Origin of the sequence: Planotetraspora sp. GP83 (genome assembly GCF_041262585.1) — a bacterium.
GTDB lineage: Bacteria > Actinomycetota > Actinomycetes > Streptosporangiales > Streptosporangiaceae > JAOEGB01.
Genome location: NZ_JBGCBZ010000005.1, coordinates 13531 through 27823, shown reverse-complemented (window position 1 = coordinate 27823; position 14293 = coordinate 13531). Strand labels below are relative to the sequence as shown.

General features: G+C 71.0%; 13 protein-coding genes and 1 pseudogene. 7 read left to right on the top strand and 7 right to left on the bottom strand.

Going from position 1 to position 14293, the window contains the following annotated elements; translation table 11 throughout:
* Positions 1–15 precede the first annotated feature (15 nt).
* Positions 16–1137, top strand: coding sequence for a mechanosensitive ion channel family protein (locus ABH927_RS08780; RefSeq protein WP_370019729.1), 1122 nt, complete (start codon positions 16–18; stop codon positions 1135–1137).
* Positions 1128–1277 (top strand): annotated as a pseudogene (locus ABH927_RS08775) (IS5/IS1182 family transposase); the annotation flags it as partial. The gene ABH927_RS08780 and the pseudogene ABH927_RS08775, both read left to right, overlap by 10 nt.
* 90 nt (positions 1278–1367) lie before the next feature.
* Here ABH927_RS08775 and ABH927_RS08770 read toward each other — a convergent pair.
* Positions 1368–1844 (bottom strand): iron chaperone, encoded by a 477-nt coding sequence (locus tag ABH927_RS08770; RefSeq protein WP_370019727.1) that lies wholly within the window; start codon positions 1842–1844, stop codon positions 1368–1370.
* Between the two features lie 154 nt (positions 1845–1998).
* Positions 1999–2454 (bottom strand): carboxymuconolactone decarboxylase family protein, encoded by a 456-nt coding sequence (locus ABH927_RS08765; protein WP_370019725.1) that lies wholly within the window; start codon positions 2452–2454, stop codon positions 1999–2001.
* A gap of 182 nt (positions 2455–2636) precedes the next feature.
* On the opposite strand from ABH927_RS08765, the gene ABH927_RS08760 reads away from it, so the two are divergent.
* On the top strand, positions 2637–5114 hold the full coding sequence (locus tag ABH927_RS08760; RefSeq protein WP_370019723.1) for a tetratricopeptide repeat protein: 2478 nt from the start codon (positions 2637–2639) through the stop codon (positions 5112–5114).
* Positions 5115–5165: 51 nt separating this feature from the next.
* Here the strand turns inward: ABH927_RS08760 and ABH927_RS08755 are convergent, their stop codons facing one another.
* The 3 genes from ABH927_RS08755 to ABH927_RS08745 are packed head-to-tail and all read right to left on the bottom strand — an operon-like array spanning position 5166 to position 8524.
* Positions 5166–6692: a hypothetical protein gene (locus ABH927_RS08755; RefSeq protein ID WP_370019721.1), complete on the bottom strand. Its 1527-nt coding sequence runs from the start codon at positions 6690–6692 to the stop codon at positions 5166–5168.
* A 15-nt stretch (positions 6693–6707) separates the two neighbouring features.
* On the bottom strand, positions 6708–7373 hold the full coding sequence (locus tag ABH927_RS08750; protein WP_370019720.1) for a hypothetical protein: 666 nt from the start codon (positions 7371–7373) through the stop codon (positions 6708–6710).
* Between the two features lie 44 nt (positions 7374–7417).
* Positions 7418–8524, bottom strand: a complete 1107-nt coding sequence (locus tag ABH927_RS08745; protein WP_370019719.1) for a DUF5685 family protein — start codon at positions 8522–8524, stop codon at positions 7418–7420.
* A 72-nt stretch (positions 8525–8596) separates the two neighbouring features.
* On the opposite strand from ABH927_RS08745, the gene ABH927_RS08740 reads away from it, so the two are divergent.
* Positions 8597–9361, top strand: coding sequence for an enoyl-CoA hydratase/isomerase family protein (locus ABH927_RS08740; protein WP_370019717.1), 765 nt, complete (start codon positions 8597–8599; stop codon positions 9359–9361).
* A gap of 44 nt (positions 9362–9405) precedes the next feature.
* The gene (locus ABH927_RS08735) at positions 9406–9996 is read left to right on the top strand and encodes a hypothetical protein (RefSeq protein WP_370019715.1); all 591 of its coding nucleotides are present in this window, start codon (positions 9406–9408) and stop codon (positions 9994–9996) included.
* On the opposite strand, the gene glgC is transcribed toward ABH927_RS08735, so the two are convergent.
* Positions 9983–11242, bottom strand: coding sequence for a glucose-1-phosphate adenylyltransferase (glgC, locus tag ABH927_RS08730; RefSeq protein ID WP_370019713.1), 1260 nt, complete (start codon positions 11240–11242; stop codon positions 9983–9985). The genes ABH927_RS08735 and glgC overlap by 14 nt on opposite strands.
* A gap of 37 nt (positions 11243–11279) precedes the next feature.
* Here glgC and glgA point away from each other — a divergent pair, with 37 nt between their 5' ends.
* A complete protein-coding gene (glgA, locus tag ABH927_RS08725; RefSeq protein WP_370019711.1) occupies positions 11280–12455 on the top strand; it encodes a glycogen synthase in 1176 nt (391 codons plus the stop codon).
* Here glgA and ABH927_RS08720 read toward each other — a convergent pair.
* Positions 12452–13492, bottom strand: coding sequence for a zinc-dependent alcohol dehydrogenase family protein (locus ABH927_RS08720; RefSeq protein ID WP_370019710.1), 1041 nt, complete (start codon positions 13490–13492; stop codon positions 12452–12454). The two genes, glgA and ABH927_RS08720, sit on opposite strands and share 4 nt — an antisense overlap.
* Before the next feature lie 80 nt (positions 13493–13572).
* On the opposite strand from ABH927_RS08720, the gene pgeF reads away from it, so the two are divergent.
* A complete protein-coding gene (gene pgeF / locus ABH927_RS08715) occupies positions 13573–14259 on the top strand; it encodes a peptidoglycan editing factor PgeF (protein ID WP_370020218.1) in 687 nt (228 codons plus the stop codon).
* Positions 14260–14293 lie beyond the last annotated feature (34 nt).

The following is a 14293-nucleotide window of genomic DNA, read 5'->3' as shown; positions in this document are numbered from 1 at the left end:
GGCAAAGGGAACACCATGACGACGAAGGGGGGCGCCGTCCTGTCGGCCGCGTGGAATTCGGAAGCCCTGTGGAATTCGGGAACCCTATGGAATTGGGGAGTCATGGCGATCGCCGTCGTCGCCGCGATCATCGTGGTGGAGCTGATCAGGCGAGCGCTGAAATCGCGACTCATCGGGGAGCGATGGGCGCTCGCCGGCCCGGTCGTGCGCCGGTGCACCTGGCCGGGGTTCGCCACGGCCGTGCTGGTGACCGCCAACGCCGTCTACACGCCCGACATGTCCCTTCCCGCGGCCCACGGCCTTCTCCAGCACCTGTTCACGCTGCTGCTGATCACCTGCGTGACGTGGCTCGTCATCCAGGCGGCCTACGCCGTCACCGACGTCGTCCTGGACCGCCTGCTGCACGTCCAGGGCGAGCGCAACCGCCGGGCCCGCCGGATCCGCACCCAGATCACCCTGGTCCGCCGGGTGTCGGCGGCCGTTGTGGTGATCGTCGCGCTGGGCGCCATGCTGTTCACCTTCCCTGAGGTGCGGGCCCTCGGGGCGGGGCTCCTGGCGTCCGCCGGGATCGCGGGAGTGGTGGCCGGTGTCGCGGCCCAGTCCACGCTGGGCAACATGCTGGCCGGGCTGCAGTTGGCCTTCAGCGACGCCATCCGCCTCGACGACGTGGTCGTCGTCGAGGACGAATGGGGCCGCATCGAGGAGCTGACCCTCACCTACGTGGCCCTCCGCCTGTGGGACGAGCGGCGGCTCATCCTCCCGGTGTCCTACTTCACCACCAACCCGTTCGAGAACTGGACACGGCACGAGACCCGGATCCTCGGCAGCGTCTACCTCCGAGTGGACTGGTCCGTTCCGGTCGAGGAACTGCGCACGGAGCTCTACCATGCTCTGCGGGCCAATCCGCTCTGGGACCAGAAGGACTGGACCCTCCAGGTCACCGACATCACACCGGCCGGGCTCGTCGAGCTGCGCGCGCTGATGAGTGCCGCGGACTCGCCGAGCGCCTGGGACCTGCGGTGCGACATCCGCGAGCACCTCGTCACGTTCATCCGCGAGAAGTACCCGGAGACCATCCCCCGGCTCCGCGTGGAGGACACGCGGAGCGCGGAGCCATCGTCCGCCCCCGGCCGCTGATCGTCCGCCGCGGCACCGAACATGGCTCCGGCCTGGGCAAACAGCGCCACGCTGCCGAGCAGACCTTCGCCCTGTTGCACGCCTTCCGGCGCCCGCGCATCCGCTCGGAAGTCCGCGCCGACATCCACGAAGCCTTCCTCATGCCTTCCTCAAGCTCGCCCGCGCCCTCAGCTGCGGGCGACGCCTCAACTCATCGCGTGAGGACCTCTTGGTCACGGCTAGTGCAGTCCTCAGCTCGCCGCTTGCTTCACGAGTGTGCCGATCCTCGCCTCGTCGTCGGCGGTCAACTCCGTCAGCGCGAAGGCGGTCGGCCACATGGTGCCGTCGTCGAGGTTCGCCGGGTCGTTGAAGCCGAGGGTCGCGTACCTCGCCTTGAACTTCTCCGCGCTTTGGAAGAAGCAGACGACCTTGCCGTCCTTGGCGTAGGCGGGCATCCCGTACCAGAGTTTCGGCGACAGGGCCGGCGCGCTGGCTTTGATGATGGCATGAAGCCGCTCGGCGATGACCCGGTCCGCTTCCGCCATCTCGGCGATCTTCGCGAGCACGTCGCGCTCTCCGTCGGCTTTGGTCGCGCGCGAGCCGCGGCGCGCGGCCGTCTTCAGCTCCTGGGCGTGCTCCTTCATCGCCGCTCGTTCTTCGTCGGTGAACCCGTCGAACTTCTTGTCAGCTGCGGTGGTGCTCTTGGCGGCCTTCCGCGTTTCGTTCATGGTGAAGATCTCCTTGTCTGCGAATCTTGGTAGGAACGACGGTTTCGCAAGGCGGCCGCCGTGGCGGCTGCTCTGGCTTCGCGGAGAGTCGCGGCGATGAGGCGAGCGGTCCCGGGCCACGGGTTCGAGCACGCTACCCGGGATCGCGCACCGCTCACCCCCATGCGCCGGCGATCTGCCGGGTGGTGGCGTTGAGCCGGTTGAACAGGTTGGTGACGCCGATCATCAGAACGATCGCGGCCAACTGCTTCTCCTCGAAATAGGTGGCGGCCCTGTCCCAGACCTCGTCGCTCACCGCGTCGGCACGGTCGGCCAGCCGTGTCGCGGCCTCGGCCAGCGCGAGCGCCGCCCGCTCCTCCTCGGTGAAGTACGGGGTCTCCCGCCAGGCGACGACCGTGGCCAGCCGCTCGTCGCTCACTCCGGCCTTACGAGCGGACTTGGTGCCCGCGTCGACGCAGGAACTGCAGCCGTTGATCTGGCTGACCCGCAGATGCACCAGCTCCAGCGTCTGACCGTCCACCCCACCGGCGTGCACGGCCTTGAAGAGCTCCTGGATGGGCTGCATCGCGCCGGGCAGGATGAAGGCCGGGTTCTGCATACGGGACTGCATCGTGGTTCTCCTCTTCCGGATCGACGCCCCGTCCCTCGGGGCGTGACTCCATAACAGCCGGACGGGCGTGCCATGACGACGGCGGTGGGACACCGTGGGACAGTTGAAACGGCTTTGGCCTGCGGCGATTCGTCCCGGTAAGTTTCTTCAGCGACGGGACAGAGAGGCAGGACACGGTGGTTGTGCGACAGCGGACGGCGAAGGCGGACCCCCAAGACGAACTGGCCGCCCGGCTGCGCCTGCTCCAGGAGCTGTCCGGGCGCGGCGTGCGGGCCCTCGCGCGGGACACGGGCCTCAGCTCGTCGTCGCTGTCGCGCTACCTCAGCGGCCAGTCGGTGCCGCCCTGGCCCGTGGTGATCGAACTCTGCCGCCTCGTCAAGCGTGACCCCCGCCCGCTGCACCCCCTGTGGGAACGGGCAACGAACCCCCTGCCGGCGCCCCCGAAGACGAGCCGTCAGGTTCAGCCCCCGTCGCCGCCCGCCGGCGCCTCACGCCCACCCCGCAACGATCTGCCGCGCGACGTGCCCGACTTCACTGGACGTGAGGCCCAGCTCGCCGCCGTCCTCGCCGCGGTGGACAGCAGCCGGGTGGTCGCCGTCGACGGCATGGCGGGCGTCGGCAAGACCTGTCTGGCGGTGCACGCCGCGCACCGGCTCGCCGCCGAATACCCGGACGCCCAGCTCTATCTGGACCTGCACGGGTTCACCGACGGGCGGGAACCGCTCGATCCCGATCCCGCGCTGCGGGCATTGCTCGCCGCGCTCGACGTCCCGTCAGAAAAGGTCCCACAGGAGGGTGGTGTCGAGCCGCTGGCCGCCTGCTGGCGGTCGGAACTGGCCGGCCGGCGGGCCGTCGTGGTCCTCGACAATGCCGCCGGCGCTGACCAGGTCCGCCTGCTGCTGCCCGGCGCAGGCCCCTCCGTCGCCCTGATCACCAGCCGCAACCGGTTGCTGGGCCTGGAGGAGGTGCCCCCGGTGTCGCTGGACGTGCTGACCCCGGAGGAGAGTGCGGAGCTGCTGGCCCGCGCCAGCGGCGATCCCAGCGGCCCCGACGGCCGGCTGGCCCGCGACCCGGAGTCCGCGGCCGAGGTGCTGCGGTTGTGCGGCCATCTGCCGCTGGCCCTGCGGCTGGCCGGGGCCCGGTTGCGGCACCGGCCGGGCTGGACCGTAGGCATCCTCGTCGAGCGTATGGCGGAGGGCGCGAGCGAGTTCGACACCGCGTTCGCCATGTCCGTACGGCAGCTGGACCGGGCCGAGCGCCGGTTGTTCCGGTTGCTGGGCCTGCTGTCCGGGTCGTCCTTCGACGAGTACGTGGCGGCGGCACTGGCGGACGTGCCGCTGCGCAGCGCCCGGGCGATGCTGGAGGACCTGCTCGACGCGCACCTCGTCGAGCAGCCGTCGGCTGGTCGCTACACGCTGCACGACCTGGTGCACCAGCACGCGCGTCGAGCCGCCGCGGAGCAGGATTCTCCGGCGGAGCGGGAGCAGGCGCTGGGCCGGGTGCTCGACTATTACGTGCACGCGGCGGCCGCCGCCGACGCCGCGATGCCGCACGTGTCCGGCAGCCGCGCGGCGTCCGCGGGCCGGCCCCCGGCCGAGCTGCCGCAGTTCACCGACAAGCATGCGGCCCTCGGCTGGTTCGTCACGGAGTACACGAACCTGATGGGCGCCTTCGAGGTGGCGGTCGCCACCGGAGCCGACGCGCACGCGTGCGAGCTGCCGCGATTCATGCGGGCGTTCTTCGCGCGGCGCTGCGGCACGACGCACCTCAACGTCCTCTTCGAGCGATCGCTGGCGGCCGCCCAGCGCCTGGGCGATCCGCGGCAACTGGCCGAGGCGCACAGCGACCTGGGCTTCGCCCGCTACAACGCGGGCCGGATGGCGGAGGCCGGCGCCGCGTACGAGGCGGCGGCCCCACTGGTATCCCAGGCCGGGGACACCCGCTCCGAGGCAGATCTGATCATGCGCCGTGGCTACCTGAGGTGGGACGAGGGCTATGTCGAGGAGCCACTCGACCTCTTCCGGCTGGCGGGGAAGCTGTACGCGGACGCCGGCTGCCCGATGGGCGCGGCCCATGCGACCGCCTACGAGGCTTGGGCGATGCTGCAACTGGGACACCGCGAGGAGGCGGCGCGGCTGGCCCGCGAGGTGCTGGACATCGCGCACGCCGACCCCGCATGGCCGGCCGCACTGACGGCTCGGATCACCCTTGGCATGGCCATCGCCCACGAGCGATCCGACGAGGCCGCAGAGCACCTGCACCAAGCCCTGGAACTCGCCCGCGAGGACGGCCACAAACACAACGAGGCGTGGTGTCTCAACTGCCTGGGCGTCGCCCTGCGCCAGATGGGCCACTACGAGGAGGCGCTGGCCAGCCACCGACAGGCGTTCACACTCCTGGATGAGCTGTTCGAGGAACACTGGAAGATTCACTTCCTCAACGGTTACGGCGAGACCTGCCGACTGGCCGGCCTGCCCGACGAGGCCTTGCGCTTGCACCGTCAGGCACTCGAGCTGGCCCCGAAGGTGGGCTACCGGCACAAGGAGGCACTGGCCCACGAGGGGATCGCGGCCGTGCTCGACGAGACGGACCCGGCTGCCGCCGCCGAGCACCGCGCGGCGGGGCAGGCCATCCGACAGGAGCTCGAACCAGGGGCCTGACGTGACCGGTCGCTCCCGCGGAGCATGTCAGGTCTGCGTTTCGCGGCGTTCTCATGACGAGCTGGCGGGCCGCAGGACCCGGGTGCCGCCCGCGATGAGGGCCGTCGCGAGGATCCACCCGGCGGCGATGAGCCCGTTGGCGAGCCACTGGGTCCAGCCGACGGGCTCCCAGGCGGCGCGCTGCTCGAACACGCTCACCGGCACGAGCAGGTCCAGCGTGTAGGTGAAGGCGTTGAAGTGCCGCGTCTCGTCGAGCCCGATCTGGTGGGGCTTCCAATGCGAGAAGACGCCGGTCCCGGCGGCCAGCAGCAGGCTCACCCAGAGCCCGGCCAGCCAGGGGCGGTAGCCGTACCCGACGACGACGTCGAGCAGCCGGCCCCACAGCCGCCCGGGAGGCTTCAACGTCCGCCGACGCGCCCGCTGCTTCGCCAGAAGCACCTTCCGCGCGTCCGACTCGTGCCCGATCCGCCGGTAGTAGGCCGCGAGCTGCTCGTACGGCTGGGGACGGTAGCCGTCCGGGTCGCGGCGCACCCAGCGCAGCCGGGCGGCCGTGGCCGCGGGCCCGCGCAGCGACTCGTAGGTCATCCCGTTGAGGTGCACGTGCTCCGGGTAGCGGTCGGGCTCGTCGAAGAGGACGCCGATGCGCGAGTAGCCGAGATTGACCTCCCCCTCGATGGAATCCGGGAGGAGGATGAGCTCGTCGACCTGCATGTGGCTGAGGTGCAGCGCCCGGCCGGAGGCCTTCAGCTCGGCGTGGTGGAAGGAGAGGACCCCCTCGATCCGGGCGCCGCGCAGCCGCACCGTCCCGGTCGCGGTGAAGCCCCCGCTGAACTCGGCGGCCGTGGCCTGCACGTGATCGGCGTGTACGGCATGCGACCCGGCGGCCGTGATGACCGCTTTCTGGAGGTAGATCCCGCTGTTGAATCGGGCGCCGACGAACCTCACCCCGCCCGTGCTGTGCATGCCGCGCAGGAACGCGCCACCGTCCACCGTCAGCCCGCCCGCCCAGATCGCGAAGAAGCCCCGCACTCCCGGCTCGCCGGGCTCGTCCGGCCCGTACGGCCTGGCCCGGCCGGGCAGGTCGGTCCCGGACCTGTTCGAGGGCTCCGCCAGCGGGCTGATCCTGGTGCGGGAGAGCCGGAGCTGGCCGGTGACGTGGGCGTTGTCCAGCCGGAGCCCCGCGCGGACCGTGGACCCGTCGAGGTCGAGCAGGCCGTCGATCGTGGCCCGGCCGGCCCGGAACCGGTAGATGTCGCAGTCGCGCAGGCGGACGCCCTTCGTGCGCGCGTCGTTGAGCGAGACGATGCCGGGCAGGTCGCAGCCGAGCAGGTGGAGCTTATGGGTGATCACGGCGTCGGACAGGTCCAGATCTCCGGCCACGCGGGCACCGGCGAGGCGGATGCCGGGCACGTGGCCGGGCGCCTCCTCGCGCACGCCCAGCAGCAGCGCGGCGATCACCTCGGACCGGACCACCCGGTGCCGGCTGTCCCGCAGGTCGACCCACGCCCCCAGCGGGTAGGCCTCCCACACCTTCCGCTCAGCCGGGTTGAGGCGCCAGAAAGGCCGTGATCTTCCCACGGCAGGACCTTAGCGTCAGATCGGGCGGATGGTCCCGCCGATCTGGTCGAAAAGCGGGTTCTTACCGGGAAGGTCCGTGCTCAGCGTGACGATGCATGTCTTGCCGTTGCCGGAGGGCACGTAGAACTGCGTGCCCTGCACCTTCGCCTGTTTCATCGGCAACGAGTATTTGATCCGGACGCCCTTGGCCCCGTTCAGCGGCACCTCGGCCGCCTCGGACACCTTCGCGTGCACCGACTCCAGCTGAGACTTCGCGACGTCGATCAGCGCCTGCGCCGACGCCCCGACGCTGGCCTGGCAGAACCCGTTGAGGTTGGTGGAGAACTGGTTACTCGACTCCTTCGCCGACTCCGGGTCCATCGCGTACACCGCCTTGTTGGCGGCGAGGGCCCTGAGACTGCCCTTCGCCTGTTCCAGGGCGGAGCCGGTGAGGCCGCTGTTCTCCAGGCCCTTCTCGATGTCGTCCTTGGCGAGGTCGACGGCCGTCCAGCTCGTCGGCACGGAGATGAGCACGCCGTTCAGCGCGCCGCCGATCTGCTTGAAACCGCTCGGCACGTTGCCCGGCGCGGTGGGCCGGGGATTGTCCGAGTCGCCGCCGCTCCCGCAGGCGGTGATCAGGCACACGGTCGTCAGACAGGCGGATGTCAGGCCCAGGACGGTGGTGATCGCGTGTCGGCGCACAGGGATGCCTCCTTCGCGTGGGAGCCTAACGCCGTCACGCCGGATCATGAGCCGCAATCGCAGCATCCGCAGTCGCAGTCACAGGAACAGCCGTCACAGGAACAGCAGTCGCCGGAACAGCAGTCGCCGGAACAGCAGTCGCAGCACCCGGCGTCACAGCCGCAGTCGGGGCAGTCGCACCCGTCGAGGTAGCAGCGCTCGCCCCACGGTTGGTCCCGGTGCCTGCTCCACGGCGGCCGGTAGACCCCGCACGTGAAGAACGTCGCCACGCCCGCCAGGACCTTCTCGGCCGCCCCCGGCGGGGCGGCGTGCTCGGCGAACGCGCGGCGGACGGCCCGCCGCGCCTCGTCCCGGAGCAGCGCCTCCACGAGGTGCCGCTCCGCCAGCTCCAGGTCGCGCACGGCCAGCTCCAGGCCGTGCAGCGCCTCGTCGCAGAGCCGCCGGGCCTCCTCCGGCGACGTGCCGGTCGCCACCAGCGGGTTGTAGGCCCCGCGCGCCCGGTCGTCCTCCAGGTCCTCCACCGCATCGAGGAGGTGCGCGATCCGCCCGAAATAGCGGCCCGCCTCGCGCAGGTTCTCGTTGTTGCGGGGCACGCCGGCCAGCGTCGCGGTATGGGCGAAGGCGGCCGCGGCCGCCGCCTCGGTCGGCTCGGTCAGTTCGAGCAGCGAGAGGCCGGGAGTGGCCTCCAGCACGGCCTGGCGGCCGGCGGCGGCGGTCAGCACGGCCGCGTCGAACCCGATGGAGCGCGCTCCCCGCTCCGCCGCGGACGTCCAGGAGGCGGCGACGCGCCGGAGCGGCGCTCCGGAGACGCGGCGGCCGGCCAGCCCGTCCCCGTCGGCCGCGTGGTCGCTGATCTTCCCGGCGGCCAGCGCCAGCGACACGACCGCCGCCAGCTGGGCGCCCTCCGAGGACACCACCTCGGCGGTCTTGAAGCCGCGCAGCGGGCAGGGCCCCGCCTTACGGCGCTCGGACCGGCGCGGGCTCTGCGCCTCGGCGAGGACGGACAGGACGAGCCCGTCGTAGTTGGTCGCCGTCCTGGCGAGCTGTCCGTGCCGGTCGCGCAGCGTGAGGCACAGCCCGCAGAGGTGGGCCCGCCACGCCTCGTGGACGGCAGGACAGGAGTGGGCGCACGGCCGGAGGATCCCGAACACCCGGCAAAGATTAGAACATCGGACCGTGGCCCCCGCCGGGGACGCCTTACCCGTAAGCCGGACAATCGAGGGATGAAAGTTACCGACGGGTTGGAACTGGCCATCGACGAGCACGTCGCGACGCTCACCCTCAACCGTCCCGAGAAGCGGAACGCCATGACGGCCGCGATGTGGCGGGCGATTCCGGGCGTGGTCGCGGACTTGGCCGCGAACCGGGCCGTCCGTGTCCTGGTCTTGACCGGAGCGGGCGGGACTTTCTCCGCTGGCGCCGATATTTCGGAAATAGCGGCGCTTAGTGATAACGGTGACGACACCGGGCTGACGGTCGCCGCCGAGCGTGCGCTGATCGAGTTTCCGAAACCCGCCATCGCGTCGATCGAGGGCTACTGCGTCGGCGGCGGATGCCAGCTCGCCCTCGCCTGCGATCTCCGCTTCGCCTCGTCGGCGGCCCGCTTCGGCATCACCCCGGCCAAGCTCGGAATCGTCTATCCGATCAGCTCCACGCGGCGGCTCGTGGAGATCGCCGGCCCCGCCGCCGCCAAGTATCTGATCTTCTCCGCCGAGCTCGTCGACGCAGGTCACGCATTACGGACGGGCCTGGTCGACGAGGTGCTCCCGCCGGAAAGGCTGCGCGACCGGGTGTACGGCTTCGCGGCCACGCTGGCCCTCCGGTCCCGCCTCACGCTGACCGCCGCCAAGGAGATCATCGACGGTCGCGCGGGGGAGGACGGCTTCCGTGCGTGGCAGCGGGAGGCAAGAGAGAGCGGCGAATTGGCCGAGGGTCTCAGCGCTTTCGGGGAGGGGCGTTCCCCCCGATTCTTTTGGGATGCAAAATAGGCATAAACGGGACTCGCAGTGGTAATGACCCTGTGAGGTGTGTGATGTCACAGAATCCATTCGCCAGGTTCGCCAGATGGCTCGGCCTTGACAGAAATCCGCTTCGCCGCCGGTGCGACCGGGTCGAGGCGGTGGTCCGGCTTGTCTCGGTGCTGGGCGTCATTATCGCGGTCGTGCTGGGCGTCGTCCTGGGCATCCGGGCGTACGGCGACGGCGTCAAGGCCGAGGCCAGACAGGCGCATGCCCGTCACCCGGTGAGCGCCACGCTCACTGAGAACGTGTCCGCGCCCCGGCTGTCGGCGGCCGGCTCCGCCATGGGGCACGCCCGTGCCGTATGGCGGGCCCCGGACGGCACCGAGCGGGCGGGCACCATCGAGGCCGTCGCGGCCAAGCGCGCGGGCGACGTCGTGACGGTGTGGATCGACGACCGCGGCGCGCTCACCCAGCGCCCGCAGGACCGGGAGACCACGATCGTCTCCGCCCTGACGGTCGGAACCGGCCTTCCGCTCGCCGCCGCCGCGTTCCTGGCGATGGTGGTCGTCGTGACCCGGACGATCAACCAGCGGCGCGCCCGCCGCGTCTGGGAGGCCCAGTGGACGGTGGTTGAGCCGATGTGGCGGATCAACGGTCGATGATCTCGTTCTTCCCGATGACGACGACGCCGCTTCTCGTCACCGCGAAGCGCTGCCGGTCGTAGTCGGGGTCGAAGCCGATCCGGGCGCCGTCGGGGATGACCACGTTCTTGTCGATGATCGCCCGCCGCACGACCGCGCCCCTGCCGACCTTGACGCAGCCCATCAGGACCGAGTCCTCGACGTGCGAGTGCGAGTGCAGCACGACGCCGGGGGAGAGGATCGACCGCAGGGCCGTACCACCGGAGACGATGACGCCCGGCGAGACCAGCGACTCCAGGGCGTGACCGATCCGGTCGCCCTCGTTGTGCACGAACTTGGCGGGTGGCAGCGGGTCGTGCCCCGTGTAGATGGGCCACCTGTCGTTGTAGAGGTTGAACACCGGGTGGACCGAGATGAGGTCCATGTGGGCGTCGTAGTAGGCGTCCAGCGTTCCCACGTCGCGCCAGTAGCCGCGGTCGCGCTCCGTCGAACCCGGCACGACGTTGTGCGCGAAGTCGTACACCTCGGCCCCGCCGCCCTTGACGAACATCGGGATGATGTTGCCGCCGAGGTCGTGCCTGCTGCTGGGGTCGAGGGCGTCCTCGCGCAGCGCCTCGATCAGCGCCTGGGTCTTGAAGACGTAGTTGCCCATCGACGCGAAGATCTGGTCCGGCGCGTCGGGGAGTCCGACGGCGTCCTTCGGCTTCTCGCGGAAGGCCACGATCCGGCGTCCGGACGGGTCGGTCTCGATCACGCCGAACTGGTCGGCCAGCCCCAGGGGCTGGCGGATCGCCGCGACCGTGACGTCCGCCCCCGAGTCGATGTGCTGGTCGACCATCTGCCGCGGGTCCATCCGGTAGATGTGGTCCGCGCCGAAGACGATCACATGGTCGGGCAGTTCGTCGTAGATCAGGTTCAGGTTCTGGAACAGCGCGTCGGCCGAACCCGAGAACCAGCGCGGCCCGAGCCGCTGCTGGGCCGGGACCGGCGTGACGTAGTTGCCGAGCATCGCCGACAGCCGCCAGGTGCGTGAGATGTGCCGGTCGAGGCTGTGGTTCTTGTACTGCGTCAGCACGACGATCTGCAGGTAATGGGCGTTCGCGAGGTTCGACAGCACGAAGTCGATGAGCCGGTAGATCCCTCCGAACGGCACAGCGGGCTTGGCCCGGTCCGCGGTCAGCGGCATCAGCCGCTTCCCCTCACCACCTGCGAGCACGATCGCCAGGACCTTCATAGGCAGGACCTTAACCCGCCAAACCGCCGCCAAACACCCGGGGCGGCGACAACAACCCTAAGCTCCTCCTATGCGTGTCGATCTGCTCAGCCGCGAGTATCCGCCCGAGGTGTACGGCGGAGCCGGAGTCCATGTCGAATATCTGGCGCGCGAGCTCCGCGGGCTTGCCGACGTGCGGGTGCGGTGCTTCGGCGCGCCACGCGACGAGACCGGCGTCCGGGCGTACCGCGTGCCCGGCGGCCTGGAGACCGCCAATGCCGCCCTTCAGGTGCTGGGAGTCGACCTGGAGATGGCCGCCGGATGCGAGGGCGCGGACGTCGTGCACAGCCACACCTGGTACGCCAATTTCGCAGGGCACGTCGCCAAGATGCTGTACGGCACGCCCCACGTGGTCACCACCCACAGCCTGGAGCCCCTTCGGCCGTGGAAAGCCGAGCAGCTCGGCGGGGGCTACACGCTGTCGTCGTGGGCGGAGCGGACGGCGCTCCAGTCGGCCGACGCGATCATCGCGGTGTCCGAGGGCATGCGCCGCGACGTGCTGACGGCATATCCCGAAATATCGCCCGACCGGGTGCGGGTGATCCACAACGGCATCGACACGGAGGAGTACGCCCCCGCGGAGAGCGCCGCCGCGCTGGCGCGGCACGGCATCGACCCGGCCACGCCGTACGTCGTCTTCGTGGGGCGCATCACCCGGCAGAAGGGGCTCGTCCATCTCCTGCACGCCGCCCGGTCGTTCGCCCCGGACGCGCAGCTCGTGCTGTGCGCGGGCGCGCCCGACACCCCCGAGATCGCCGAGGAGGTGACCGGCCTGGTCCGCGAGCTGTCGGCCACGCGCGAAGGGGTCATCTGGATCTCCGAGATGCTGCCCAGGCCGGAGGTCATCCAGATCCTCACCCATGCCACCGTCTTCGTCTGCCCGTCGGTGTACGAGCCGATGGGCATCGTGAACCTGGAGGCCATGGCCTGCGAGACGGCTGTCGTGGCGACCGCCACCGGCGGCATCCCCGAGGTCGTGGCCGACGGCTCCACGGGCCTGCTCGTGCCGATCGAACAGGGCCCCGACGGCGAGCCGTACGATCCCGAGGCATTCGCCGAAGGCATCGCCCATCGGGTCAACGCGCTGCTCGGTGATCCCGCGACGGCGTCCGCGATGGGCAAGGCGGGACGACGCCGGGCGATCGATCACTTCTCCTGGCAGCGCATCGCCGAGCGCACCCACGAGCTCTACGCCGCGGTCCTCTAGTCAGGTGTGATCATGGTGACTCCCGCCGGGCTGCCGGCGCGGGTGAGGGCCATCAGGGCGGCAGGCGCCTCCTCCAGGAGGATGGTGCGGGTGATGAGCAGGTCCGGGTGGAGCGTCCCGGCGGCGATCATCTCCAGCATCGGAGGATAGGCGTGGGCGGCCATGCCGTGGCTGCCGAGGACCTCCAGCTCGTGGGCGATCACCCGGCCCATCGGCAGGGCCGTACCGCCGGGAAGGAGCCCGACCTGGACGTGGCGGCCCCTCCTGCGGAGGCTCTCGATCGACGCCGCGCACGTCGCCGGACTGCCCAGCGCGTCGACCGAGACGTGCGCGCCGCCCGCCGTGATCTCACGGATCACGGTCGCCGCATCCGCTGAGTCCGGCCCGGCCTGGACGCACTCCGCCGCGCCGAACCGCCTCGCGAGGTCCAGCGCGCCGGGGGAGACGTCCACCGCGACCACCCGGGCCCCCGCGGCAGCCGCGATCATGACGGCCGACAGGCCGACACCGCCGCAGCCGTGCACGGCCAGCCAGTCTCCCGGCCTGACCCGCCCACGCGCGATCACAGCGCGGAAGGCCGTGGCGAACCTGCACCCGAGGCTCGCGGCCGTGGCGAACGCCATGCCGTCCGGCAGGCGCACGAGGTTCACGTCGGCGTGGTCGATCGCGACCCGCTCGGCGAACGACCCCCAGTGGGTGAACCCCGGCTGCGTCTGCCGCTCGCACACCTGGTGGTCACCCTTGACGCACTCCCGGCATCGCCCGCAGGCGCACACGAACGGCACCAGCACCCGATCGCCGGGCCGCCACCCCGTCACGCCGGGGCCCACGGAGTCCACGACGCCGGAGAGCTCATGTCCCGGCACGTGGGGGAACACTTGGATGTCGGCGTCGTGGCCCATCCAGCCGTGCCAGTCGCTGCGGCACAGGCCGGTGGCCTCCACCCTGATGACCGCCCCGTCCGGAGAGGCGACGGGATCCGCCACCCCGCGGACCTCGGGCTCCGCGCCGAACGCCTCGTACACCACCGCGCGCACCGACCGCCTCCTCGTCTCGCCCGCCCGCCACGCTATCCCCTTAGTACGCTGGTCCGGTGATTGCGATCGAGCGGGTCCGCATGGCCTTCACCGACCGGCACGGTGGCGTGAGCGCGGAGCCGTACGGCACGCGCAACCTGGGTGGTGCGGTGGGGGACGACCCGGCGGCGGTGGCGGAGAACCGGGCGAAGACGGCGGCCGAGCTGGGCCTCGACAGTGTGGTCTTCATGCGGCAGATCCACGGCGTGGACGTCGCCTACGTCACCGAGCCGTTCGCCGGTGAACCGCCCGCGCTCGACGCCGTCTTCACCGACCGGCCCGGCCTCGGGCTGGCGGTCCTCGTGGCCGACTGCGCTCCGGTCCTTGTGGCGGACCCTGTGGCGGGACTGGTGGGAGGCGCGCATTCCGGGCGGCCGGGCACCGAGGCGGGAGTCGTCCCGGCGCTGGTCGAGGCCATGGCGTCCCGGGGCGCCGAGCCCGCGCGAATGGTGGCCGTGATCGGCCCCGCCGCCTGCGGGCTCTGCTACGAGGTGCCCGGCGACCTGCGGGAGAGGGTCGCCGCCCGGGTCCCTGAGAGCCGGTCGACGACCCGGCAGGGCACCCCCGCCCTCGACATCAGGGCCGGGATCGCCGCCCAGCTGCGGCGGGCGGGAGTGACCGACATCCGGCACGACGGCCGCTGCACGATCGAGTCGCCGGACCTCTACTCCTACCGCCGGGAGCAGCGGACCGGCCGTTTCGCCGGATACGTCTGGCTCCAGAGCTGAAGAATCCCTGGGCTTTCCCTGGGAAGTCGTGACC